The sequence below is a fragment of the Amycolatopsis sp. lyj-23 genome, from assembly GCF_046549135.1.
Taxonomy (GTDB): domain Bacteria; phylum Actinomycetota; class Actinomycetes; order Mycobacteriales; family Pseudonocardiaceae; genus Amycolatopsis.
Genome location: NZ_JAJPWN010000006.1, coordinates 259589 through 283650, shown reverse-complemented (window position 1 = coordinate 283650; position 24062 = coordinate 259589). Strand labels below are relative to the sequence as shown.

Below are 24062 nucleotides of genomic sequence, written 5' to 3'. Positions count from 1 at the left end.
CGGAGGAGATTCAGTGCCGCAGGATGAGACAGGTCGCAAGCCGGACCTGTCGGATCTCGACAGCTTCGCGGGCGTCGACGAACTGGGGACGTCGGGGTACGAGGAGTCCGACGACCACGACCCGGAACTGGACGTCCGCGACACCGCGTTCGAAGCCGGCGGCGGCTCGCGCGGCGGCATCGGCGGCGTCGGCCAGCTCGGGGACAACCTCGCCACCGGCCCGGTGCCCGACCTCACCGTGCCCGAGGACACCGAGCTGCACGAGCTCGACGACCAGGGCGAGCAGGCCGAGTACGGCGATCCGAACGGCCCCGAAGCCCGGCGCGAGCTGCTGGCCGTCGAGGCCGAGCTGAACCAGCGGTGGCCGGAGACGAAGATCGAGCCGTCGCTGACCCGGATTTCGGCGTTGACCCAGCTGCTGGGCGAGCCGAACCGCGGCTACCCGGTCCTGCACGTCGCCGGCACGAACGGCAAGGGCTCCACGGCCCGGATGATCGACGCGCTGCTGACCCGGATGGGCCTGCGCGTCGGCCGCTACACGAGCCCGCACCTGCAGCTGGTCACCGAGCGGATCGCGCTCGACGGCCGCCCGATCTCCGCCGCGCGCTACGCCGAGCTGTGGCACGACATCGCGCCCTACGTGTCCATGGTGGACGGTGCGTCCGCGGACGGCGTCGAGATGAGCAAGTTCGAAATCCTCACCGGCATGGCGTTCGCCGCCTTCGCCGACGCCCCGGTGGAGGCCGCGGTGCTCGAAGCGGGCCTCGGCGGGGCGTGGGACGCCACGAACGTCGCCGACGCCGACGTCGCCGTCATCACCCCGATCGGCCTCGACCACGTCGAGTACCTCGGGCCAGACGCGGTGAGCGCGGCGCGCGAAAAGGCGGGCATCATCAAGCCCGGCTCGGTCGCGGTGATCGCCGAGCAGGACCCCGACGTCCTGAAGGTGCTGCTGGAGCGCGCGGTCGAGGTCGACGCCGCGGTGGCGCGCGCGGGCAGTGAGTTCGGCGTGCTGGAGAAGGAGGTCGCCGTCGGCGGCCAGCTGCTGAAGCTGCAGGGCCTCGGCGGGGTGTACGACGAGATCTTCCTGCCGCTGCACGGCGCCCACCAGGCCGCGAACGCCGCGCTGGCGCTGGCCGCGGTCGAGGCGTTCTTCGGTGCGGGCAAGGACAGGCAGCTGGTCGTCGAGGCGGTGCGCGAGGCGTTCGCCGAGGTCGAGACGCCGGGACGGCTCGAGCGCGTCCGGTCGGCGCCGACGGTCCTGCTCGACGCGGCGCACAACCCGCACGGTGCTCGCGCGCTGGCGACGACGGTGTCCGAGGAGTTCGCCTTCCGCCGCCTGGTCGCGGTGGTCGGCGTGATGGCCGACAAGGACGCCCACGGCATCCTCGACGCGCTGGAGCCGGTGGTTTCCGACATCGTCGTGACGCGCAACGCGTCCCCGCGGTCGATGCCGCTGGAAGAGCTGAACCAGCTGGCGATCTCGGTGTTCGGCGAAGACCGCGTGGTCGCCGAAACGGACCTGGAGACGGCGATCGAGACGGCGATCGCGCTCGTCGAGACCAATGACGACCCCGAGGAGCCCCTGGCGGGCGGCGGCGTGCTCGTCACCGGCTCGGTGGTCACCGCGGGCGAGGCGCGCACGCTGTTCGGGAAGGAGCCGGCGTGACGTCGCAGCCCCAGGAGAAGCCCAAGCCCAAGCCCAAGGACCCGATGAAGGGGTTCCGGGGCGTGATGTCGGGGACGCTGATCATGGAGGCGATCACGGTCGCCCTCGCGCTGCCGGTGGTGAACAAGCTCGGCGGCGGCATCTCGACGGGCACCGGCTGGACGGTCATCGCGGTCGCGGTCCTGCTGGTCATGACGTGCGGGTTCGTGAAGCGCCCGTGGGCGGTGCCGGTGATCCTCGCGCTGCAGGTGGTGCTCATCGCGCTGGCGTTCTGGCTGCCGGCGATCGCGGTGCTGGGCGTCATCTTCCTGGCCGTCTGGCTGTGGTTGCTGTGGCTGCGCCGGGACGTCGCCCGCCGGATGGCGGCCGGGACGCTGGCCAGCCAGCAGCCCCAGCCGTGACCCGTCAGAGGTAGTCGCCGTCGGCCACGTCGTCGAGCAGTGACGGGTGGCGGGGTGACCAGCCGAGCAGCTCCCGCGTGAAGGCGCTGGAGACGGGCGCGTCGAAGCCGTAGACCGTGGCCATGAACGGGCTCGCGTAGTGCCCGGCGGCCTCCTCCGGCGTCAGGGAGACCACGGGCAGGTCCAGGCCGCGCCCGATCGTCTCGGCGATGCTCCGGAACGGGACGTTCTCCGCGGCCCCGTGCAGCACGCTCCCGGCCGGCGCCTGCTCCAGCGCCAGGCGGAACAACACCGCCGCGTCGAGCCGGTGCACCGCGGGCCACCGATTGCCGCCGTCGCCGACGTACGCGGACTTGCCGGTCTTGCGGGCGGTGTCGACGAGCATGCCGATGAAACCGAAGTCGCCGGGGCCGTGCACCGTGGGCGCGAGCCGGACGACGCTCGCCCGCACCCCGCGCTCGGCGAAGGACAGGCAGGCCCGCTCACCGGCGATCCGGAACGCGGCGAGCCCGGACGAATCGGGTTCGTCCCGCTCGGTGCTCTCCCGGCCGGCGGGCATGACCAGCGTGCCGGACGTGCTGACGAAGGGCTTGTCCGTGTGCTCCAGCGCGCTCCCGAGCGCTTCGATGGCGGCCGTGTCGCGCCGCATCATGTCGTCGGGATCGCTGAAATCGCCGCCGAAGGCCATGTGCAGGACGCCGTCCGCGGCTTCGGCGCCGCGGCGCAGGCTGTCCAGATCGTCGAGCGAGCCGGGGTGCGGGGTGGCGCCGAGCGCGGCCAGCCGGGCGGCGGCCGCCTCCGAGCGCGCCAGGCCGGTGACGGTGTGGCCGGCCGCGATCAGCTCGGCGACGACGGCGGGACCGGTCAGGCCGGAGCCGCCGGTGACGAACACGTGCATGGGACTCTCTCCGGGGTAGTGACAGTGACTGACGCTACTGACTCTACCGCGTAGTGTCAGCCGCTGTCGCTACCGGTAGGCTGACGCCGTGCCACGAAGCGGAGAAGAAGCGCGCCGCCGCCTGCAGCAGGCGGCGTTGGAGCTGTACGCGGAGCGGGGCTTCGACCGGACCACCACGGCCGAGATCGCCGCCCGGGCCGGTGTCACCGAACGCACCTTCTTCCGGCACTTCCCGGACAAGCGCGAGGTGCTGTTCGACGGCGAAGCCGACCTTCGCGCGGACTTGGTCCGGTCGGTGGCCGACGCGCCGGAAGGCCTGCCGCCACTGGAGGTCCTGCTCGGCGCCTTCCGGAAAGCCGGGCGGGTCCTCGCGGCGAACCGGCCGTTCGCGCAACCGCGGCTGGCGGTCATCGCCGCCACTCCGGCGCTGCGGGAGCGCGATCTGGCCAAGGCGGCCGCGATGGCCGACGCCCTCGCCGAGGCATTGCGCGCGCGAGGAGTCGGCGACCGGCTCGCCGCGCTGGCCGCCCACGTCGGCTGGACCACCTTCCACCACGCGGCCGGCGCCTGGATCGGGGAGTCCGCCCGCGGCCTGGACGAGCACCTCGACGAGGCGTTCGCCGCGCTGCGGGCGCTGGCGGCGGAGACGAGCGGCTGAGCGCCCGCCTCCGCCGGGCCGTCAACGCAGCACGACCACCCGCAGGGCGGGGGAGCGCAGGATGTCGGCCTCGCAGAACCGTTCCGCCACCCAGGCACCACGGCTGAAGAGCTTCGTCTGGTCACTGAAGTACGGCGAATTCGGATTGGCCGACTGCGAGTACGTCAGCAACGTCGAGGCGTCCGGGCACCCGCGCCCGCCGAACCCGACCACCTGGATGTAGCTGGAGCCGTGCGCCACCTCGGTGTTGCCGCGCGCGGTGTCCCACTGCGGTGTCACCACGTCGAGCACGCCGAGGAAACCCTGCGCGCCGTGGATCGGGATGCGGTCGCCGTTGCGGGTGACGGACTGGCCGTCGCGCAGCCGCGCGTCCGGGGCGAGTCCCGCCGTCCGCAGCTCCGTGATCGCGTCCCCGAACGCCTTCCGAACGTCGGCGTTCCCGACGTTCAGCGTGTTCGGCGTGGTCACCGGCGCCTTCGGGTCGAACGGCACGGTGAACCGGTCGAGCCCGCCGAGCCGGACGGCGAACCGCTGGAACAGCAGCGAGCCCCGGCTGTCGAGCGTGTACCGGTGGTCCCAGTCCGCCAGCGCGGTGCACGCCGGGCCGACCGGCACCGGACCGGCCGACGACGGCGCCTGCCCGTCCGGGAAGGACGCGCACAGCTTCGCCAGGTCCGCCGCCGCGAGGTCGGCGAACAGGCTGTGGTCGGCGAACAGCACCCGCTTCATCGAGTCCGTGGTGAAGCCGCCCTTTTCGGCCGTGAGCAACGCTTCCCGGGTGCGCGGGTTGCGCTCGGTGGCCTGGTCGCCGACGATCCGCGGGTAGCCGGTGATCGGCGCGCGGGCGTTCGCGAGCCACGCGCTGTCGTTCGTGTTCAGCTCGTAGTCCCGGCGCTGCTGCTGCGGCAGCCTCGACGGCGCGAAGAGCCCCGGCTCCAGCGCGCCCGGGTCGGAACCCCACTGGCACGCCGACTTCCCGCCGTCCAAAATGGCCAGTCCCTCGGCGGGGAACGTCTGCTGCCCCACGAGGGTGCTGCAGGCCGCTGCCTGCTCGTCGGTGACGTGCGGGACGACCTGGATGTCGGCGTAGAGCGCGTTGCCCGCCCGGTCGGCGGCGATGGTGTTGACCCACGGCACACCCTGGGTGCTGCTGAGCGTGCGGACGATGTCGGCCGTGCTGCGGGCCTGGTCGAGTTCGAACCACGTGTTCAACCCACGCAGGTTGGTCGCGTTGGCGTCTCGCAGCGCGTACGCCGACTTCGCCGTCCACGGCACCGCGAACCCGCCGACGTCGTTCAGCACCGGGCCGTACCGCGTCGCCCAGAAGGTCTGGTGGACCGGCTTCAGCGAGCCGTCGGCCTGGCGCACCTGGACCGTGACCTCGCGGGAGGTCATCTTTTCGGCCTTGCCGTCGACCAGGTACGTCGTCGGGTCCCCGGGGCTCAGCGGTACCTCGAACAGGCCGAAGGTGACCGGGGTGGACACGGTGTGCGTCCAGGCCGCGTCCGCGGTGTGCCCGATCATCACGAACGGCATCCCGAGCAGGCTCGCGCCGGCCACGTCGACGCGGCCCGGGATGGTCAGCTGGCTCTGCCAGAACCGCCGTCCGTCGTGCCACGGGTAGTGCGGGTTGCCGAGCAGCACGCTGCCCCGGCCCGCCGCCGTCCCGTCGCTGCCGATGGCGATGCCGTTGCTGCCGAGCCCGCCTTTGCCGAGCCCGTCACGCAGGCTCGCGGACAGCTGCGCGGGCGTGCCCGGGCTCGCGGCCGCCGTGCCGGACGGCGGCGTCGCGAAGAGGCCTTCGGTGACGAAGCCGAGGCCACCGGTGACGGCGATGGCGTAGAAGTGCCGGTAGAAGTCCTGTTCGGTGATCGGCCGGACCCAGTCCGCGCCGCGGCAGGCCGGATCGGTGATCCCGGCCCGGCCGGTGCGGGCCAGGAAGGCGTTGAACCCCTTGACGTAGCCCGAAACGACCTGCCGGACCTCGGGCCGCGGTCCCTGCGGCGCGGGCCGGGCGACCAGCCGGTCGACCACGCCGGAGTCGTTGAGCTGCTGGAAGAACAGGTCGCTGTGCAGGTTGGTCTTCGCCTCGGACAGCGACGGGTAGCCGCCGCCGTCCGGGCCGAAGTACCGCGACCGCTGCGCGCTCACCGTGACGTAGATCTTCGCGAGCTCGCAGACGTTGTCGGTCGCCGCCGCGAACCCGTACCCGTAGCCGAGGCCGGCGAAGTCCTTGGCGACGATGTGCGGGATGCCGTGTTCGGTGTAGCGGAGGACGGCTTTGGTGCCGTCCTCCCCGGCGTTCGCGACCCCCGCGCCGAGTGCCGTGACGGCGAGCGCGGCGGCGAAGACAGCCAGCCCCTTGCGGATCGATGGCATTCGAACCCCCTTGTCGTGATGGCCACGCTACCGACGGCGACGAAGTCCGGACATGGGGGAAACCCCCGGTATTCGTTCACCCGCGCGCAAACCGGCGTTGGCCGCGGCGGGATAGAAACCGCGCATGACCGAACCGACCCACCATTCCCGCCGCACGCTGCTCAAGGCCGGGCTCACCGGCGCTTCCGCCGTCGCGGCCGGTCTCGTCGTGCCCTCGACGGCTTTCGCCGCGGTCCCGCTCGTCCGCCGCGACCGCCCGGTGCTCACCCACGGCGTCCAGTCCGGCGACGTCACGCCCGGTTCGGCGATCGTCTGGTCCCGGGCGGACCGGCCCTCGCGCCTGGTCGTCGAGATCGCGCGCGACCCGTCGTTCCGGCACGCCCGCCGCGTGCCGGGCCCGCCGGCGGGTCCCGACAGCGGCGGCACCGGCCGCGTGCGCGTCCCCGCACTGGCACCGGGCACGGAGTACCACTACCGCGTGACCGCCGAGGCCCTCGACGGGCGCACCACGAGCGAGCCGCTGACCGGCCGGTTCGCCACCGCGCCGGTGGGCCGCCGCGACGCCCGCATCCTGTGGTCCGGTGACGTCGTCGGCCAGAACTGGGGCATCAACCCCGAGCTGGGCGGCATGACGATCTTCTCGGCGATGGCGGCCCGCCGCCCGGACCTGTTCCTGCACAGCGGCGACACGGTGTACTCCGACGGCCCGCTCACCGAAACCGTCGCGCTGCCAGGCGGCCGTACCTGGCGCAACGTCGTCACGCCCGAGAAGTCGAAGGTGGCCGAGACGCTGGACGAGTTCCGCGGCCAGCACGCCTACAACCGCCTCGACGAGAACTTCAAGCGCTTCGCGGCGCGGGTGCCCGCCTATGTCCAGTGGGACGACCACCAAGCGCGTCAACCAACAACACACTATCATCGACTGCCTGCGGGGCGGCAAGCCATCTCGGGCGTGATACTTGCGGGGTGACTGTCGACAACGAGGGCGCCGTCGAACGCGGCGAACCGCCGATCCCAACTAGTCCGCCAGTGATGTCCGCAGCGACGATCTGGATCGGTGGTATCATAGCTGCGCTCGTTGCGGCATTTGCCTTTTGGTTCCTGATTACAAAGTTTGGCGATGGAACGAATGCGCAAGCTGGAAAACTCGATGCTATAAAGACCGCAGGGTCGATTGTGCTTGGCACGGGCGGGTTCGTTGCTCTGCTGCTAGCGGCGCGGCGGCAACGCTACGCAGAAATTGCCGTTAAGCAAGCAAATGAAGTACTTGATCACCAACGCCGCGTCGCGGAGGATACAAGAGAGCATCAGCTTCGCGTCGCTGACGATGCACGTCATGACGCTACGCAGCGTCGTATAATCGAGCTGTATACAAAAGCTGCAGATCAACTAGGTTCAGAGAAGGCGGCGGTTCGGCTCGCAGGCGTTTATGCGCTCGAACGTCTAGGTCAAGAGAATGACGATGCCAGGCTGCGTCAGGCAATCATGAATGTGCTGTGCGCCTATCTTAGGATGCCGCACGAAGTAGTCAAATCCTCTGGCCCATCAATGCTTGGAAAGTGGCCGGCCACGGCTCCTGTGCGACTCGATTTCAAGGAGTTTAGTGTTCTAGAGGCGGTCGATGACGAATCCGCAGTCGAACCTGACGCGACACGGAGGGAGGAGCAGGAGGTTAGAAATGCGGTACAGCGGGTAATATGTTCACATTTGCGGCCAGGTGATAACCGTCAGGATCCAGTTTCGACATTCTGGCCTGATATCGACCTAGACCTATCTGGGGCCAGTCTCGCATCTCTTGACTTTGATGCACGCGTCGTGCGGAATATTGACTGCAGTGGCACGACATTTACTGCACGTGTCGGATTTGGGCGTGCGGTGATCGAGGGGGCTGCAACGTTCAATGGTGCGAAGTTCGCAGGGATTGCTGATTTCACTTCAACTACTTTCAAAGGTTCAGCTGCCTTTGTGGAGGCGAAGTTTGCGGATGTGGCGTTCTTCTTGTCTGCCCACTTTGACGGGCAGGCAAACTTTTATCGCGCGCAGTTCGCATCTCAAGCGACTCTTCAGGGCTGCAACTTCGGCGGTGTCACTTGGTTTGACTCTGTTCAATTTGGCGCGAAGGCGGACTTCATTAACGCAAGATTCTTGGATGACGCCTTTATTGGCGGTGTCGGGTTTCACGAGCTGGCATACTTTGATCGAGCGACTTTTGAAAAGCAAGCATTTTTTCGAGCTACGTTATTTCAAGCTAAAGCCTCTTTTGAAGGTGTAACTTTTAACGTTCCGCCAGAGTTTGAGAAGGCGTGCGCAAAGCTGCCCATCGGAAAGAGGCGGGGCGGTGCTGATGTTTGGCCACCGGGCTGGCGTCTGAGGGATGATGAGAGTTATGGCGTTACCGTCCCGACGTGGGATGGATCATGGGGCTTTTTAGTTCAGGACGAGAGCCGTGATGTGAATCCGGGCAAGATTTCCATGGAATCGCTCACATTCGAACAATGAGACGCTTCGCTTGGTGCCTTAGTCTGGTCCTGTGCTGTTGCTTGCTGGCGGCTGCATGGAACGCTTTCGTGACGTGCTTGGTGGAAAGACCACCAAGCGCGTCAAGCAACAACAGCATACCAGCGGCTACCAGGGAAGACGGTTTGAGAGCGAGGGACCGCCCGGACTCCAATCGTCAGAAGGCTGCCGCATGTCGCCATCTGAGGTAGGTCGACGAGATGTACGAGGTCACCCGCTAGTGGGTTTCCGTCCAACGCTCAGCATGGCGGCTTGTCATCCCCACCAATCGGCTTACGCTGGCACGCTGGAAACGCGCCTGCGAGCTGAGGAGGAGAGCGATGCCATGCCGCGTTCTACGATGCCAGCGGCCACCCGCTGAGATCATCAACCTTGGTCCGTCAGACGGCCCACTGGTAGAAGCAGTCGTCTGCTCAGAACATAAGGCGGCCATGGACGCGGGGGAGCCATGGCTCGTGACCAGCGGCGGACTTACTCCCAGCGACACCGGCGCACCCGACATGATCCTCATGGGCGCCGATCTGGCTGCGCGTGGGCTCTTGACGGTGACGAAAGTCGGGATGATTGGCGACCGCTCGTACTCGGCGACCTTCGGAGGCCACCTGCGGCGGCTGGTAGTTGAAACAAAAGTGTTCGGCGGCAATCAAGAGGAGAAGCTCGAACTGCTCTTGACCTCGGAGAACGTGCAGCATCTCCGCGATCTTCTGGATTGGTGGACGCCGCCCGGTACGTCGGAACCCGATGCCTAAGTCCGCGTCTCAAACAGGGCCGCCGGACCACGAAGTCCTGAACAACTGGTACCCGGGCAAAATCCTCGACAACCCGGCCTACACCGAGAAGCGCGTCGACGTCCTCGCGCCGCGGGCGTACCAGGCCTTCCACGAGTGGCACCCGATCGACTCCCGCCGGGCCGTCGACGGCCGCGTCTACCGCAGCTTCACCTACGGCTCCCGCGTCGAGATCTTCGTCCTCGACATGCGGACCTACCGCAACGCCAACACGGCGGACCAAACCAAGCCGGGCTACATCCTCGGCGACGCCCAGGCCCGCTGGCTGGCCGACGCGCTCGGCCGCAGCACGGCGACCTGGAAAATCGTCCAGGCCGACATGCCGCTGGGCCTGGTCGTCCCGGACGGCACGGCGATCGAAGCCGTGGCCAACAACCGGCCGGGCGCACCCGGCGGCCGCGAGACCGAACTGGCCTGGGTGCTGCGGGAGATCCAGCGCCGCCGCGTCCGCAACGTCGTCTGGCTGACCGCCGACGTCCACTACACCGCCGCCCACCACTACTCGCCCGACCGGGCCGCCTTCCAGGACTTCGACCCGTTCTGGGAGTTCGTGTCGGGCCCCCTGAACGCGGGCGCGTTCGGGCCCAACACCCTGGACCCGACGTTCGGCCCGCGGGCGGAGTTCGTGCACGCCCCACCGGCGGCGAACACGGCCCCGATCGACGGCTTCCAGCACTTCGGCGAGCTGAACGTCGACGGCGCGAGCGGTGACCTGACGGTGGACCTGCGCGACGCCACCGGCGCGTCGCTGTGGTCGAAGACACTGCACCCGCAAGGCCGCTGAGCGGGGTCGGCTAGGCTCGCGCGCACCGAAACCCACTGCCAGTGACATCCGGGGCTTCGCCCCGAGCCGGGGGCTTCGCCACCCGGACCCCCGAAAAAGTATTGAGGAGAAACACCGTCGTGACTGAACGCACGCTGGTCCTGGTCAAGCCCGATGGCGTCGCGCGCGGCCTCGTCGGCGAAGTCATCTCGCGGATCGAGCGCAAGGGCCTCAAGCTCGCCGCGCTCGAGCTGCGGACCGTTCCGCAGGCGCTGGCCGAAGAGCACTACGCCGAGCACAAGGAGCGGCCGTTCTTCGGCGACCTGCTGGAGTTCATCACCTCGGGGCCGCTGGTCGCGCTCGCCGTCGAGGGCCCGCGCGCCATCGCCGCGTTCCGCCAGCTGGCCGGCGGCACCGACCCGGTCGAGAAGGCCACCCCGGGCACCATCCGCGGCGACTTCGCGCTGGAGACCCAGTACAACCTGGTCCACGGTTCGGACTCGCCGGAGTCGGCCGAGCGCGAGCTGAAGCTCTGGTTCCCCGACCTGTGATGCTCGTGAACCGGGGCCACGTCCGCGTGGCCCCGGTTCCCCTTTTCCCGGAGCCTGCATGACGACGATGCCGTTCGCGCCGCGTGACTACCTGCCGGTGCTGGCCGAGCTGACCGGCGCCTTCACCGACAAGCTGCGCACCGCCGACCCGGCCGCCGCGGTGCCCGACTGCGCCGGCTGGAGCGTCGCCGACCTCGCGACGCACCTGGGCAACGTGCACCGCTGGGCGGCGACCGTCGTCCGCACCGGCGAGGTCCAGCCGCAGGACTTCGAACAGCCGGCGGGCGCCGACCTGCCGTCGTGGTACGCCGAAAGCGCACAGCTGCTGCTCGGCGAGCTCGAAGCCGCCGATCCCGCAGCGCCGTGCTGGCACTTCGGCGGCACCGGGAAGACCAAGGCGTTCTGGTTCCGCCGCCAGGTGCACGAAACCGCCGTCCACCTGGCCGACTCGGGGAGCGGGCACGTGCTCGACCCGGCCGTCGCCGCGGACGGGGTCGACGAGGTCCTGACAGTCTGGCTGCCGCGGGTCACCCGCTGGCACCCCGCGCCGTCGCTGGACGCGCCACTCGCGCTGCGCGCCACCGACACCGGCGATGCCTGGACGCTGCACCCGGGGCAGCCACCCGCACTCGGCCCGGCCGTCGAGCCCGCCGCGACCGCCGACGCGACGGCCCGTGATCTCCTGCTGCACCTGTGGAAGCGAACGGCCACCCCGCCGCGCCTGTCCGGCGACACCGCGCTGGCCGGACAGTTCCTCCGGGCGCCCTTCACGGCGTGAGCCGGTAGCTGTTCTAGACCATTCAGGCGGCGTTCACCGGGAAGCCTTCCCCCGGCCGTGCCGCTGCGCTGTGCTGGTGCGACTCGCTCTCACTCGATACTGGGGTACTCGGTGAAGAAGTCACACCTGGCGTTGCCGCTGCTCGCCCTGTTCGCGACGGCGTTCGCCGTCCCGGCCGATCCGCTGAAGGCACCGCTCGGCACGCCGCCGGTCGAGGCCGCGCCCGCCGCGTCCTCGGCCCACGAAGGCCCGAGTGCCTTCGCCGCCGCGGACCCCGACGACGGCCTGGTGACCGGCAGCGCGACCACCGAGGTCGCGCCCGGGCTGAACCTCACGCAGTTCGACCGCTTCGACCCGGCGGGCTGGATCCGCGGCGACACCCTGGCCGTCGACCTCGGCAGCAAGGTCCTGAAGCCGACGTACCTGAGCCCCGGCACGGTCTCCGCGCGCACGCCGCTCTCGCAGCAGCTCGCGCGGGCGGGCGCGGTGGCCGGCGTCAACGGCGACTTCTTCGACATCAGCGCCACCGGCGCGCCGATCGGCGTCGGCATCGACCGCGGGCAGCTGCAGACCGCGCCCGCCGCCGGCCACAACCTCACCGCGTCGATCACCGACGCGGGCAAGGCGCAGCTGGCTTCGGTCTTCCTCGAAGCGACCGTGACGCTGCCCGGTGGCGCGGTGAAGGCGACCAACTTCAACAGCCCGGTCCTCGACAAGGACGCGATCGGCGTCTACACGCCGTTGTGGGGTGCCTCAGGGCGTCAGACGTCGGTCGCCGGTGCTTCTCGCGTGCGCGAAGCCGAACTCCGCGACGGTGTGGTGACCGCCGTGCGCGAGCAGCCCGCGGCCGGTCCGATCGCGGCGGGCACGACGCTGCTGCTGGCTCGCGAAGCCGGTGCGGACGCCCTCGCCGCGCTCAAGCCGGGAGACGCGGTCGGCGTCGCGTACGCGCCGCGCTCGGACGCCGGGAAGATCGCGGTTGCCGTGGGCGGCAACGAAGTCCTCCTCCGCGACGGCGTCGTCCAGCCGGTCGACGACGTCGCGATGCACCCGCGGACCGCGGTCGGCTTTTCCGCCGACGGCCGGAAGATGTGGCTGGCCACGGTGGACGGGCGGCAGGCCGACAGCCGCGGGATGACCGAGCTCCAGCTCGCCCGGCACATGAAGAGCCTCGGCGCCGACGACGCGATCAACCTCGACGGCGGCGGTTCGTCGACGCTCCTGGCGCGCAACGAAGGCGAAGCAGCACCCAGCGTCCGGAATTCGCCGTCCGACGGCGGGGAACGCCTGGTGCCCAACGGGATCGGCTTCGCGACCGTGCCCGGCAGCGGCAGGCTCACCGGGTTCGCGCCGGCGCCCGCGGTGGCAGCCGACGGCGCGAACCGCGTGCTGTCCGGCCTGACCCGGCACCTGGTCCCCGACGGCCACGACGAAACCGGCGCCGCCGTGGCGGCCGAACCGCGCTGGAGCACGTCGGACGTCCGCCGGGCGACCGTGACCCGCGGCGTCGTCACCGGGCACAGCGCGGGCGCCGTCGACGTCGTCGCGCGGTCCGGGCGGGCGGCGGGGAAGACCGCGCTTTCGGTGCTGGGCCGTCCGGTCCGGCTCGGCACGAGCACCGAGCAGGTCGCGCTCTCGGGCGTCGGCGCGCGAAGCACCTTCAAGGTCTACGGCTACGACGCCGACGGTTACGGCACCTGGCTGGAGCCCGACGACGTCAAGCTCGACTACGACCATTCGGTCGTGCGGGTCGAACCGTCCGGCGACGGGTACGCGGTCACGGCGCTGACCTCGTCCGGCGCGTCGGCGATCACCGCGTCGGCGGCCGGTCTGACCACGCACCTGGCCACTTCGGTCGGCACGGTGGCGCAGGTGGCGTCCCCGTTGAACGGCCCGGCGGGCTGGAGCGCCACGGTGTTCCCGGCGGTCGTCGGCGCGGCGCTGTCCGCCGCGCCCGGCCGCGACGGCGGCACCGGGCTCGCGCTGGACTACCGGCTCACCGGCACGACGGCCACGCGCGCGGCCTACGTGACGCCGTCGGCCCCGCTGCCCGTCCCGGACGGCACGCAGAAGATCGGGCTGTGGGTGAACGGCGACGGCAAGGGGGCCTGGCTGCGGGCGGAACTGCGTGACGCGGCGAACGTGGCGTCCATTGTGGACCTTGCGCTCAGCGTGGACTGGACGGGCTGGCGGTACGTCACGGCGGCGGTCCCGGCGGGCCTGCCCGCCGGACAGCGCCTGGCGCGCTTCTACGCCGTCGAGAACGTGCCGGACCAGCAGTACGAGGGCCGGCTGGTGTTCGACGACCTGACCTTCGAGGTGGCGCCGACGACGACCGTGCCCGCCGACCCGGCCCCGCACGACCCGGCGCTGGTCACCGACGGCGTCCTGACCGGCGGCCTGCGGGTCGCGGTGGTCAGCGACGCCCAGTTCACTGCGGACGACCCGGCGGGCCCGCTGGTCGCCCAGGCGCGGCGGGCCCTGCGCGAAGCCGTCGCGGCGAAACCGGACCTGGTCCTGCTCAACGGCGACTTCGTCGACCGCGGCACGGCACCGGACTTCGCGCTGGCCCGGCGGGTGATCGCCGACGAGCTCGACGGCAAGGTGCCCTGGTACTACCTGCCGGGCAACCACGAGGCCGAAGCCGGCAACGGCCTCGCGAACTTCCAGGCCGTCTTCGGCGTGACGCACCGGGTCGTCGACGTCCGCGGCATCCGGCTGGTGCTGCTGGACTCCTCGCGCGGTTCGCTCCGGGCGGGCGGGTTCGACCAGGTCCGGGTGCTGCGTTCGGCGCTGGACTCCGCGGCGGCGGACCGGTTCGTGCGCGGGGTCGTCGTCGCGATGCACCACCCCGTCGAGGACCCGAGCCCGACCGGGAACTCCCAGCTCGGCGACCGCAAGGAAGCGACCCTGCTGACGCAGTGGCTCACCGGGTTCGAGCAGGCGTCCGGCAAGCCGGCCGCCGCCGTGGCCTCGCACGCCGGCGTGTTCTCGCTGTCCCGGGTCGACGGGGTGCCGTACCTGGTCAACGGCAACTCGGGCAAGGCGCCCGCGGCCGCACCGGGCGACGGCGGGTTCGTCGGCTGGACGCTGCTGCGCGTCGACCCGGCCGACCGCGCCCAGCCGGTGCGGTTCGAGACGCGCCCGAACGTCGACTCGCTGACGCTGACCGGGCCGTCGTCGATGGCGCCCGGTGACCGCGGGCAGGTGCGCGCCTCGGTCCGGCAGGGAACGCGGGACGTGCCGGTGGCGTACCCGGTGAGCGCCGACTGGACCGTCGGCCGGGGTGTCGTCTCGTTCGACTCCGCTTCGGGCGTGCTGACGGCGGTGCGCCCCGGGGTCGCGCGGCTGTCCGTGCTGGTCAACGGCGTCTCGCAGACCCTGGTGGTGACGGTCCGCGGCCACTGAGGTCGACGAGTTCGACGTCAGTGCCGTAGGGCGGCCGCGAGTGCTTCGGCCAGGGTCACCGGCGGGCGGCCGATCAGGCGGCGCAAGTCGCCGGAGCCGGTGTACATCTCGCCGCGGTTCATGCCGCGGTCGGCGTCGGCGAGGACCTCCGCCAGCTCGGCGGGCAGGCCCGCGGCGGCCAGCACCTCGGCGAGGCCGGCCACCGGGAGGTCGGCGTAGGTCACCTGCTTCCCGGCCGCAGCGGAGATCGCGGCGGCGAGCTCGGTCAGGGTGAATGATTCGTCGCCGCCGAGCTCGTACACGGCGCCGGTGTGGCCTTCGGTGGTGAGGACGACCGCGGCGGCCTCGGCGTAGTCGGCGCGGGACGCGGCGCTGATCCGCCCGTCGCCGGCGGCGCCGACGACCACGCCGTTCTGCAGGATCTGCGGCAGTTGGCCGGTGTAGTTCTCCAGGTACCAGCCGTTGCGCAGCAGCACGCTGGGGATTCCGCGGTCCCGCAGGTACGCCTCGGTCTCGCCGTGCGTGGCCCCGATGACGGTGGTGGCCGTGTCCGCGTGCGTCGTGCTCGTGTAGGCCACCAGCGACACGCCTGCGGATGCCGCGGCGTCGATCACGCGGCGGTGGTTGGCGACCCGCTCGCCCACGGGGACCGAGGCCGAGATGAGCAGCAGCCGGTCCGCCCCCGCGAATGCCCCGGCCAGGCCGTCGGTGTCCGCGAAGTCGGCGCGGCGCACCGTGATGCCCCGGTCGGCCAGATCCTTGATCCCGGCGGTGTCCCGGCCGGTCGCGATGATGTCCGCGGCCGGGGTCCCGCGCCGCAGCAGTGCCTCGACGGTGAGCCTGCCCAGCTGGCCGGTGGCTCCGGTGACGACGATCGGCATGATGGTCATTCCTTCCTTCCGCGCGTGCCTCGCACGCAGCCGCGGTCCGTCCGCTGCGGGGTGGAACATCAGGATGACCTGGACACTCTCTGCTGGGGAGTAGCCACTTGTTGGTAGGGTACTTACCGCAGCGAAAGCATTGAGGTGAGCCGGATGGCTGCTGTCGAGGATGTGACCGGGCCCATGCCGTCATTCGATCCGTACGAGCGCGGCTGCCCGTCGCGGGACCTGCTCGACCAGATCGGCAGCAAGTGGGCGGTCCTCGTGCTGGGCGAACTCGGCCGGAACGGGACCTCCCGGTTCAGTCGTCTCCGGCAGGCGCTGGCGGGCGTGAGCGAGAAGATGCTCACGCAGACCCTGCGCACCCTGGAACGCGACGGGCTGATCAGCCGGACCGTGTACCCGGAGGTGCCGCCGCACGTGGAGTACGAGCTGACCGCGCTCGGCCGGACGCTGCGGGAACCGCTGAAAGCGCTCACGGAGTGGTCCGTGCTGCACATCGGAGAAGTCATCACCGCTCGCGAACAGTACGACGACCGCACTGAGCGCACCCGGTAGCCGAACCTCGGTAATCCGCTCGGTTTTTGTCGGTGCCCGCTCGTATGGTCGGGGGGTGGACGAATCGGAGGACCGGGAACCGGCGCTGGTGCAGGCCAAAGCACTGGTGAAGCGCTTCGGCGGGTTCGAGGCCGTGCGCGGGATCGACGTCGAGGTGCGGCGCGGGGAGGCGTTCGGCTTCCTCGGCCCCAACGGCGCGGGCAAGTCGTCGACCATGCGGATGATCTCGTGCGTGTCGCCCCGCACCGACGGCGACCTCCGCGTGCTGGGGCTGGACCCGGAGGTGGCCGGGCCGCGGATCCGCGCGCGCCTGGGTGTCGTGCCGCAGCAGGACAACCTGGACGTCGAGCTGACGGTCCGGGAGAACCTGCTGATCTACGGCCGCTACTTCGGGCTGTCGCGGGCGGCGGCGCGGCGCAAGGCGGCCGAGCTGCTGGAGTTCGCCCATCTCACCGACCGGGCCGAAGACAAGGTGGACCCGCTGTCGGGCGGCATGAAACGGCGGCTGACGATCGCCCGCTCGCTGGTCAACGACCCGGAGCTGCTCCTGCTCGACGAGCCGACGACGGGCCTCGACCCGCAGGCGAGGCACCTGTTGTGGGACCGGCTGTTCCGGCTCAAGGCCCAGGGCACGACGCTGATCGTCACGACGCACTACATGGACGAAGCCGAGCAGCTGTGCGACAGGCTGGTGGTGATGGACCACGGCCGCATCGCGGCGGAGGGCTCGCCGGCCGACCTGATCCGGCGGTATTCGACGCGCGAGGTGGTCGAACTGCGGTTCGTGCCGGGGGAGCAGGTCTCGGCGGCGCAGCACGTGGACGGGCTGGCGGAGCGCGTGGAGGTGCTCCCCGACCGGGTCCTGCTGTACAGCGACGACGGCGAGGACACGTTGGAGCACGTCCATTCCCGCGGTGTCCGGCCGCTGTCGAGCCTGGTGCGCCGGAGTTCGCTGGAGGACGTGTTCCTCCGGTTGACCGGCCGGACGTTGGTGGACTGATGGCGACCGTCTCGACCGTTTCGACCGGCCGCGTGGTCGGCAAGTGGCAGGGCGCCTGGCTGCAGGTCGAAGGGCGCTGGACCTGGTACCGCCGCCACTGGGTGTCCACTTTGTACTCGACCGGCCTCCAGCCGGTGCTCTTCCTCGCCGCCATGGGCCTGGGTTTCGGCTCGCAGGTGCGGCCGGGCGCGGTCACCGGCGGCCTGTCGTACCTGCAGTACATCGCGCCCGCCCTGCTGGCCGCCGGGGCCGCGCAGCAGGCGGTCGGCGAGTCGAGCTACCCCGTCCTCTCCGGGTTCAAGTGGCAGAAGGACTACCTGGCCGTCACGGCCACCCCGGTGTCGCCGGGCCAGGTGTTCGGCGGCCACCTGATCTGGTCGGCCCTGCGCCTGACGCTGGCGGGCGCGATCTACGCGTTCGTCGCGCTGTTCTTCGGCGCCTGGACCGGGCCGGGAGTGTTGCTGGTGGTCCTGGCCGGCACGGTCACCGGGCTCGCCTGCACCACGCCGATGTCCGCCCTCGCCGCGCGGACGTTCGACGAAGGCCAGCGGTTCGGGCTGATCTTCCGGTTCGTCGTGATGCCGATGACGTTGTTCTCCGGCACGTTCTTCCCGATCTCCCAGCTGCCGGCCGCGATCCGCTGGCTGGCCTGGCTCTCGCCGCTGTGGCACGGCACCCAGCTGGCCCGCGGCGTGAGCATCGGCGGCGTCGGCGGCTGGACGATGCTCGGCCACTTCGCGGTGCTGACGGCGTTGTTCGCGGCCGGGTGGGTGCTCGCGCACCGGGCCTTCTACCGGAGGCTGGTGGTCTGAGGTGACGACCGTCGAGGCCCGCGCCGGGCTGTTCCTGCGCATCCTCCCGCCCGCGTTGTACGCGGGCCGCGCCCGCATGCTCGTCGAGCGCTCGGTCATGGTGTCCCGCGCCAACTGGCTGCTCTTCCTGGCCGGCGCGGTCGAGCCGTTCCTCTACCTGCTGGCGTTCCAGCTCGGGTTCGGCAAGCTGGTCACCGAGGTGACAGGCCCGGACGGGCACCCGATGGGCTACGTGGCGTTCGTGGCGCCGGCGCTGCTGGCGACGTCGGCGATGAACGGCGCCGTGTTCGAATCGACGTACAACCTGTTCTTCAAGCTGCGCTACGCGAAGCTGTACGACGCGATGCTGGCGACCCCGATCGGCCCGCTGGACGTGGCCCTGGGCGAAATCGGCTGGGCGATCACCCGCGGCGGCATCTACGCGGTGGCGTTCCTCGCGATCGCGGCGGCGATGGGACTGCTGGCGTCCTGGTGGGCCCTGCTGATGGTCCCGGCGGCCCTGCTGGTGGGCCTGGCGTTCTCGGCGATCGGCATGGCACTGGTGACGTTCCTGCGGTCGACGGCCCAGTTCGACTACATCCAGCTGGTCCTGACCCCGATGTTCCTCTTCGCGACGACGTTCTACCCGCTGTCGGTCTACCCGGAGCCGCTGCAGTGGGTGGTCCGCTGCCTCCCGCTGTACCACGCGATCGAGCTGATGCGCGGCCTGGCAACGGGCATCCTCTCGCCCAGCATGCTGGTCAACCTGGCTTACCTGCTGCTACTGGGAGCAGTGGGCCTGTGGGCCTCCACCCGCCGAATCGCCAAACTCCTCCTGACGTGACGTGATTCCTCCTGACGTGACGTGATGCCCCGCCAATCACGCGAGATGCCCCGCCAATCACGCGAGATGCCCCGCCAGTCACGCGAGATCCGCCTTCGATCACGCGAGTCCCGTCTCCAATCACGCGAGATCCGGCTTCGCGCACGGGACACCGCGGGTCAGCGAGCCGGGTCGGGTCCTCCGGCCGGGGCGGCGGGCGCCGGCACGGTCACCAACCCGTGCCCGTAGAACCCGTTGTACCCCTCGTACCCCGCGCAGTAGGCGTCCTGCAGCCCGTCCCCGGTCAGGTCGTAGTCGGCCGGGCACGCCATCGGCGCGGCCCCGGCCTCGAGCGTCCGCCGCAGCTGACGGGGCCCGGCCTCGGGAGCCGCGGACGCCAGCAGCGCCAGCGCCCCCGTGACGTGCGGGGCCGCCATCGACGTCCCGCACAGCGGCGCGTACCCGCCCGGCACCGTCGACAGCACGCACCCGCCGGCCTCGCCGCCCGGCGCCGTGACGTCGATCACGCCGAGCCCGTACGAGCTGTAGCCCGCCTTGACCCGGTCCGGGCCGACGGCCGACACGGCGACGACATCCCGCAGCCCGGCCGGGAGCGCCTCGCAGCCGTTGCCCGGCCCACGGGCTCCCGAACGCGCCGACGGCGTCAGGTCCACCGCTTCGTTCGTCGCCGCCGCGACGTTCAACGTCCCCGCCGAGGTGCTGTACTCCACCGCGCGGGCCAGGACCTCGCGCACCACTCCGCGGTCGTGGCCGCGGATGCACGACAGCGTCCACGGGTTGACGAAGAAACTGCTGTTCGTCAGCCGCATGTGCCGGGCCGCCGCCCACATCAGGCCGCAGACCGCGGCCTCCGGGTCGGCGTAACCCCGGTCGTCGATCACCTTCACCGACGCCACGCTGACCCCGGGCGCCACACCCGTCACGCCGTGCCCGTCGTCGGCCGCCGCGATGATCCCGGCCACGTGCGTGCCGTGCACGGACGTCGTCGGCGCCCACGCCGACGGCGACCGGTCGGGAGCGCCCGTCAGGCAGCCGGCGGAGTCGCCGCGGTCGAGCGCGCCGGTCAGGTCCGGGTGAGCGGGGTCGATGCCGGAGTCGAGGACCCCGACGACGACGTCCCGACGGCCCGCCGGGCTGTCGGGGCCGTGCGCCGCGCCGATCATCCGCATGTCCCACTGCTGCCCGCTCAGGTCCGCGGCGGGCACCTTCGCGGGGTCGGTCGCGGGCAGCGTCGCCCGCACCGGCTGCGGCTTGACGTCGGCGCGCTGCGCGGCCAGCCGCTCGGCCTGCGCGCTGAACGCCCGGTCGAGCCCGATCCGGCCGCCGAAACCCGGGTCGCCCGAGGTGGCGACGGCGACGGCGATCTGCGGGTAGTAGACGGTGGTGGTCCCGCAGGCGTCCTCGATCTCCGCACGGGCCGCGGCCTCGGGGGTGCCGCGGTCGAACGTGACGACGTAGCGCAGGGCCCGCCCGTGGGCGCAGCCGGACTCGCCTGCCGCCGCCGGACCGGCGACGAGGCACCCGGAAAGCAGCAGGACGGCGCACACGGCCGCCCGCAGCGGCCGCGCCAGCAGGGACACCGGACCTCCCACCGGATGCAGGAACCGCGGGTGCCGGTGCGCGAGATCCCGGTCACCCCGAGCCGCACCGTAGCCACCGCGTGCCCGGCGGACAAGCGCTGCGGCGAAGTTCCCCCGGCCGTGGGGTGCGCGGGGGCGGTACGGCGCGCCCGGGTGCCTGCCGTGAGGTACCGAGTACACCGGAGTGGTCACCCGGTGTGGGATACTCGGGGTGGCCGCTGGGCCGCGGGGCGCACGTGAGAGGTGCTGCCTGCGGCGTTGTGGCCCGGTGATGTGCGTGGACTCCCGCGGCGCGTCGCCGCCCGCGAACCGGGCGGCTGGACGACGTGGCGGGCGGCCCGGGGGCCGCGAGTGCCTTACGCACGCCGCCGAGCAGACCTTTGACCGGGTTGCGCGCCACCGGAAGCGGTGGTGCGGCGCCCGGTTGCCGGGCAAGGATTCCCGCCGCTGGTGACCACCACGGCGGAACGAACAGAAGAAAGGGGCCCCTGCGCGGCCGCGTCCCTGCCGGTGAGAACCGGCAGACGCGCCCGGGGGCGGAAGGTGCCACATGTCGAACGCGGAAACACCCGCCGAGCACACCGGCGGGAATCCCGCCACACCCACGAGCGGCCCGCTGGCCGACCTGCCCGCCCGGATCCGGGTGCACGCGCTGGCCAAGCTGCTCGAGTCGCACAGCCGGGACGTCCTCGCGAAGCTCGCCGAGCTGGGCGAAAGCGTCCGCAGCGCGCAGTCGAGCGTCACCAGGGACGTGGCGCTGAAGGTGGCCGAGGCCTTCGCGCCCGGTGAGGCGGAGGAGCCGGCCGCCGCGCCGGAGCCGGCGGCCCAGCAGCCCCAGGAGACCCGCCCGGCGGTGCCCGAGGTGCCGGTCGCCGAGGCCGAGAAGCCACGGCCGCGCCAGAAGACCCGCGCCCACCTGCCGGTGTTCGCCGCGCCGTCGCCGGTGTTCCTGCCGCCGGAGCCGCCCGAGCCCGCGGTCAAGCCGGCCCGCAAGCCCGCCGACCCGTTCGCCGAGCCGCCGTCGCGGCCCGAGCCGAAGGCCGTCGAGGAGGTCGAGGAAGAGGGCGAGGACACCACCCCGGGCCTCGACTCCGGCGCCGACGAAGACGGCGATGACGCCGGCAGCCGCCGTCGCCGTCGCCGGGGCCGTCGCGGCCGTGGCCGCGGCAAGGGCGCCGACGGTGCCGACGAGGCCGCCGAAAACGAGGACGACCAGGCCGAGGAGCAGCCGCGCCGCCGGGGTCGCAACGGCGACGAAAAGCCCGAAGCGGACACCGAAGAGGCCGAGGACGCCGCCGAGACGTCCGACTCGTCTTCCGCGTCCGAGTCCGAGTCCGAGAGCGACGCCGACGAGGGCGAAGGCGGCAGCCGCCGTCGCCGCCGCCGTCGCCGCCGCAAGGGCTCGGACGGCGAAGACGCCGAGACCACCGACGACCCGCCCAACACCGTCACGCACGTCCGCCAGGCGAAGGCCGAGCAGCCCGAGCGCCCGGCGCGCGACGAGGTCCGCAGCGTCCGCGGGTCGACGCGGCTGGAGGCCAAGCGCCAGCGCCGCCGTGACGGCCGCGAGGCGGGCCGCCGCCGCGCCCCGATCCTGTCCGAGGCCGAGTTCCTGGCCCGGCGCGAGTCGGTCGAGCGCACCATGGTCGTCGCCGAGCACGGCGACTCGACGCAGATCGCGGTGCTCGAGGACGGCGTCCTCGTGGAGCACTTCGTGACGCAGTCGGGCTCCGGCTCGATCGTCGGCAACGTCTACCTCGGCCGCGTCCAGAACGTGCTGCCGAGCATGGAGGCCGCGTTCATCGACATCGGCCGCGGCCGCAACGCCGTGCTCTACGCCGGCGAGGTCGACTGGGACGCCGCCGGTCTGGAGGGCAAGGCCCGCAAGATCGAGCAGGCGCTGTCCACCGGCGACTCCGTGCTGGTCCAGGTCACGAAGGACCCGGTCGGGCACAAGGGCGCCCGGCTGACCACGCAGATCTCGCTGCCCGGCCGCTTCCTGGTCTACGTCCCCGCGGGCGGCGCCACCGGCATCTCGCGCAAGCTGCCCGAGAACGAGCGCCGCCGGCTCAAGGACATCCTCAAGCGGATCGTCCCGGAGGACGCGGGCGTCATCATCCGCACCGCCTCCGAGGGCATCGGCGAGGAGGAGCTGGGCCGCGACGTCGACCGCCTGAAGGCGCAGTGGGACGTCATCAAGGAGAAGGCCGCCGCCGGTTCCGGCAAGAAGGGCGGCGCGCCGACCATGCTCTACGAAGAGCCGGACCTGCTGGTCAAGGTGGTGCGCGACCTCTTCACCGAGGACTTCACCAAGCTGGAGATCCAGGGCAACCGGTCCTGGGAGACGATCAACGGCTACGTCAGCCACGTCGCGCCGGAGCTCACCGAGCGCCTCAAGCGCTACACCGGCACCGGCGACGCGTTCGCCGACCACCGGATCGACGAGCAGATCACCAAGGCGCTCGACCGGAAGGTCTGGCTGCCCAGCGGCGGTTACCTGGTCATCGACCGCACCGAGGCGATGACGGTCATCGACGTCAACACAGGCAAGTTCACCGGATCGGGTGGCAACCTCGAGGAGACGGTGACCCGCAACAACCTGGAGTCGGCGGAGGAGATCGTCCGCCAGCTCCGGCTGCGGGACATCGGCGGCATCATCGTCATCGACTTCATCGACATGGTGCTCGAGTCCAACCGCGAGCTGGTGCTGCGCCGCCTCACCGAGTGCCTCGGCCGGGACCGCACGCGCCACCAGGTCGCCGAGGTCACCTCGCTCGGCCTGGTGCAGATGACCCGCAAGAAGATCGGCACGGGCCTGCTGGAGGCGTTCTCGACGCCGTGCGAGCACTGCAAGGGCCGGGGCGTGATCGTCTCGACCGAGGTGCAGCGCACGGCCGGTAACTCGGCGCAGTCGCACGGTGGGAACGGCAATGGCGGTAACAACGGCGGTAACGGCGGTAACGGCGGTGGCGCGGAGAAGAGTTCCCGCCGGTCGCGCGGCCGCGGCCGGGGTGATGAAGCCGCCAAGGTGGAGTCCGAGGGCGCCGCCAAGGCCGAGGTGCACGCGGTCCCGCCACCCGAGAAGCGCGAGTCCATCGCCTCCGCGGTGGCGGCGATGGCGAACGCCTCGAAGGTCGCCAAGGAGCACGACCACGGCGGGCTGAACGGCAACGGGGCCGCCCCGGAGCCGGCCAGGGAGGTCGCGGACGTCCCGGCGACCACGGAGGCCGACGAGACGCCGGTGGCGGCCGAGCCGCCCGTCGAGCCCGCCCAGGAGGTCGCCGGCACCCCGGTGACCACCGAGGCCGACGAGGTGCCGGTGCCGCAGGACGAGGAACCCGAGGTCGAGGTGTCCCCGGCGCCCGAACCGGCCGAGGAGCCGGTCACGGCCGCCGACCCCGAGGTCAGCGTGCCGGAACCGGCCGTGCGCTCCACCCGGCGCCGTCCGCGCCGGGCGGCGTCGCGGCCGGCGGGCCCGCCGGTGCACGCCTCCGACCAGAGCAAGTGAACGACTAGGGGGACCCCGGTGGTAACGCACCGGGGCACCCCACGTAACCTGTAGTACGGCCTGCCACCAGAGCAGGTTGTCTGCGCGAGT

The 24062-nt window shown here is 71.3% G+C and carries 17 protein-coding genes and 2 pseudogenes; 15 read left to right on the top strand and 4 right to left on the bottom strand.

The features are described 5' to 3' along the window. The first annotated feature begins 13 nt into the window (after window positions 1-13). Window positions 14-1669, top strand: a complete 1656-nt coding sequence (gene folC / locus ACLJPY_RS17190; RefSeq protein ID WP_410589626.1) for a bifunctional tetrahydrofolate synthase/dihydrofolate synthase — start codon at window positions 14-16, stop codon at window positions 1667-1669. A gap of 44 nt (window positions 1670-1713) precedes the next feature. Then, window positions 1714-2070 carry a DUF4233 domain-containing protein gene (locus ACLJPY_RS17185; protein WP_410589922.1) on the top strand — a complete coding sequence of 119 codons (357 nt, stop codon included), beginning with the start codon at window positions 1714-1716 and terminating at the stop codon, window positions 2068-2070. Between the two features lie 4 nt (window positions 2071-2074). Here the strand turns inward: ACLJPY_RS17185 and ACLJPY_RS17180 are convergent, their stop codons facing one another. Next, window positions 2075-2968, bottom strand: a complete 894-nt coding sequence (locus ACLJPY_RS17180; protein ID WP_410589624.1) for an SDR family oxidoreductase — start codon at window positions 2966-2968, stop codon at window positions 2075-2077. A gap of 88 nt (window positions 2969-3056) precedes the next feature. Here ACLJPY_RS17180 and ACLJPY_RS17175 point away from each other — a divergent pair, with 88 nt between their 5' ends. Then, the gene (locus tag ACLJPY_RS17175; protein ID WP_410589623.1) at window positions 3057-3626 is read left to right on the top strand and encodes a TetR family transcriptional regulator; all 570 of its coding nucleotides are present in this window, start codon (window positions 3057-3059) and stop codon (window positions 3624-3626) included. A 21-nt stretch (window positions 3627-3647) separates the two neighbouring features. Here ACLJPY_RS17175 and ACLJPY_RS17170 read toward each other — a convergent pair whose 3' ends face one another. Continuing rightward, the gene (locus tag ACLJPY_RS17170) at window positions 3648-6005 is read right to left on the bottom strand and encodes a penicillin acylase family protein (RefSeq protein WP_410589622.1); all 2358 of its coding nucleotides are present in this window, start codon (window positions 6003-6005) and stop codon (window positions 3648-3650) included. Between the two features lie 124 nt (window positions 6006-6129). Between ACLJPY_RS17170 and ACLJPY_RS17165 the strand changes: the two are divergent. The 7 genes and pseudogenes from ACLJPY_RS17165 to ACLJPY_RS17135 all read left to right on the top strand — a co-directional run. After that, window positions 6130-6897 (top strand): annotated as a pseudogene (locus ACLJPY_RS17165) (alkaline phosphatase D family protein); the annotation flags it as partial. 74 nt (window positions 6898-6971) lie between these two features. Beyond that, complete coding sequence (locus tag ACLJPY_RS17160; protein WP_410589621.1) at window positions 6972-8504, top strand: pentapeptide repeat-containing protein; 1533 nt, start codon at window positions 6972-6974, stop codon at window positions 8502-8504. Between the two features lie 473 nt (window positions 8505-8977). After that, a complete protein-coding gene (locus ACLJPY_RS17155; RefSeq protein ID WP_410589620.1) occupies window positions 8978-9271 on the top strand; it encodes a hypothetical protein in 294 nt (97 codons plus the stop codon). Window positions 9272-9296: 25 nt separating this feature from the next. After that, window positions 9297-10094: pseudogene (locus ACLJPY_RS17150) on the top strand (alkaline phosphatase D family protein); the annotation flags it as partial. A 119-nt stretch (window positions 10095-10213) separates the two neighbouring features. Beyond that, window positions 10214-10624, top strand: a complete 411-nt coding sequence (gene ndk, locus ACLJPY_RS17145; RefSeq protein WP_206793083.1) for a nucleoside-diphosphate kinase — start codon at window positions 10214-10216, stop codon at window positions 10622-10624. A 58-nt stretch (window positions 10625-10682) separates the two neighbouring features. Next, entirely contained in the window at window positions 10683-11402 is a 720-nt protein-coding gene (locus ACLJPY_RS17140; protein WP_410589618.1) for a maleylpyruvate isomerase family mycothiol-dependent enzyme, read from the top strand. A gap of 111 nt (window positions 11403-11513) precedes the next feature. Next, window positions 11514-14810 (top strand): phosphodiester glycosidase family protein, encoded by a 3297-nt coding sequence (locus tag ACLJPY_RS17135; RefSeq protein WP_410589617.1) that lies wholly within the window; start codon window positions 11514-11516, stop codon window positions 14808-14810. Window positions 14811-14827: 17 nt separating this feature from the next. On the opposite strand, the gene ACLJPY_RS17130 is transcribed toward ACLJPY_RS17135, so the two are convergent. After that, a complete protein-coding gene (locus tag ACLJPY_RS17130) occupies window positions 14828-15700 on the bottom strand; it encodes an SDR family oxidoreductase (RefSeq protein WP_410589615.1) in 873 nt (290 codons plus the stop codon). Window positions 15701-15844: 144 nt separating this feature from the next. Here ACLJPY_RS17130 and ACLJPY_RS17125 point away from each other — a divergent pair, with 144 nt between their 5' ends. From ACLJPY_RS17125 to ACLJPY_RS17110, 4 genes are read left to right on the top strand one after another with little or no spacing between them, the layout of a single operon-like run. Beyond that, the gene (locus ACLJPY_RS17125) at window positions 15845-16249 is read left to right on the top strand and encodes a winged helix-turn-helix transcriptional regulator (RefSeq protein ID WP_410589614.1); all 405 of its coding nucleotides are present in this window, start codon (window positions 15845-15847) and stop codon (window positions 16247-16249) included. Window positions 16250-16304: 55 nt separating this feature from the next. Further along, window positions 16305-17249 carry an ABC transporter ATP-binding protein gene (locus ACLJPY_RS17120; protein ID WP_410589613.1) on the top strand — a complete coding sequence of 315 codons (945 nt, stop codon included), beginning with the start codon at window positions 16305-16307 and terminating at the stop codon, window positions 17247-17249. Then, a complete protein-coding gene (locus tag ACLJPY_RS17115; protein WP_410589612.1) occupies window positions 17249-18061 on the top strand; it encodes an ABC transporter permease in 813 nt (270 codons plus the stop codon). Before ACLJPY_RS17120 ends, ACLJPY_RS17115 begins: the two co-directional genes overlap by 1 nt. 1 nt (window position 18062) lies before the next feature. Next, window positions 18063-18884, top strand: a complete 822-nt coding sequence (locus tag ACLJPY_RS17110) for an ABC transporter permease (protein WP_410589610.1) — start codon at window positions 18063-18065, stop codon at window positions 18882-18884. 158 nt (window positions 18885-19042) lie between these two features. Here ACLJPY_RS17110 and ACLJPY_RS17105 read toward each other — a convergent pair whose 3' ends face one another. Beyond that, complete coding sequence (locus ACLJPY_RS17105; RefSeq protein ID WP_410589609.1) at window positions 19043-20464, bottom strand: S8 family peptidase; 1422 nt, start codon at window positions 20462-20464, stop codon at window positions 19043-19045. 550 nt (window positions 20465-21014) lie between these two features. Here ACLJPY_RS17105 and ACLJPY_RS17100 point away from each other — a divergent pair. Next, complete coding sequence (locus ACLJPY_RS17100) at window positions 21015-23972, top strand: translation initiation factor IF-2 N-terminal domain-containing protein (RefSeq protein WP_410589607.1); 2958 nt, start codon at window positions 21015-21017, stop codon at window positions 23970-23972. The last annotated feature ends 90 nt before the right edge of the window (window positions 23973-24062 follow it).

What these genes read in the sequence shown, in the direction of transcription:
- ACLJPY_RS17115 (WP_410589612.1), top strand. Translation starts at nt 17,249, where the DNA reads ATGGCGACCGTCTCGACCGTTTCGACCGGCCGCGTGGTCGGCAAGTGG.
- ACLJPY_RS17140 (WP_410589618.1), top strand. Translation starts at nt 10,683, where the DNA reads ATGACGACGATGCCGTTCGCGCCGCGTGACTACCTGCCGGTGCTGGCC.
- ACLJPY_RS17180 (WP_410589624.1), bottom strand. Translation starts at nt 2,968, where the DNA reads ATGCACGTGTTCGTCACCGGCGGCTCCGGCCTGACCGGTCCCGCCGTC.
- ACLJPY_RS17130 (WP_410589615.1), bottom strand. Translation starts at nt 15,700, where the DNA reads ATGACCATCATGCCGATCGTCGTCACCGGAGCCACCGGCCAGCTGGGC.
- ACLJPY_RS17100 (WP_410589607.1), top strand. Translation starts at nt 21,015, where the DNA reads ATGTCGAACGCGGAAACACCCGCCGAGCACACCGGCGGGAATCCCGCC.
- ACLJPY_RS17185 (WP_410589922.1), top strand. Translation starts at nt 1,714, where the DNA reads ATGAAGGGGTTCCGGGGCGTGATGTCGGGGACGCTGATCATGGAGGCG.
- ACLJPY_RS17170 (WP_410589622.1), bottom strand. Translation starts at nt 6,005, where the DNA reads ATGCCATCGATCCGCAAGGGGCTGGCTGTCTTCGCCGCCGCGCTCGCC.
- ACLJPY_RS17125 (WP_410589614.1), top strand. Translation starts at nt 15,845, where the DNA reads ATGGCTGCTGTCGAGGATGTGACCGGGCCCATGCCGTCATTCGATCCG.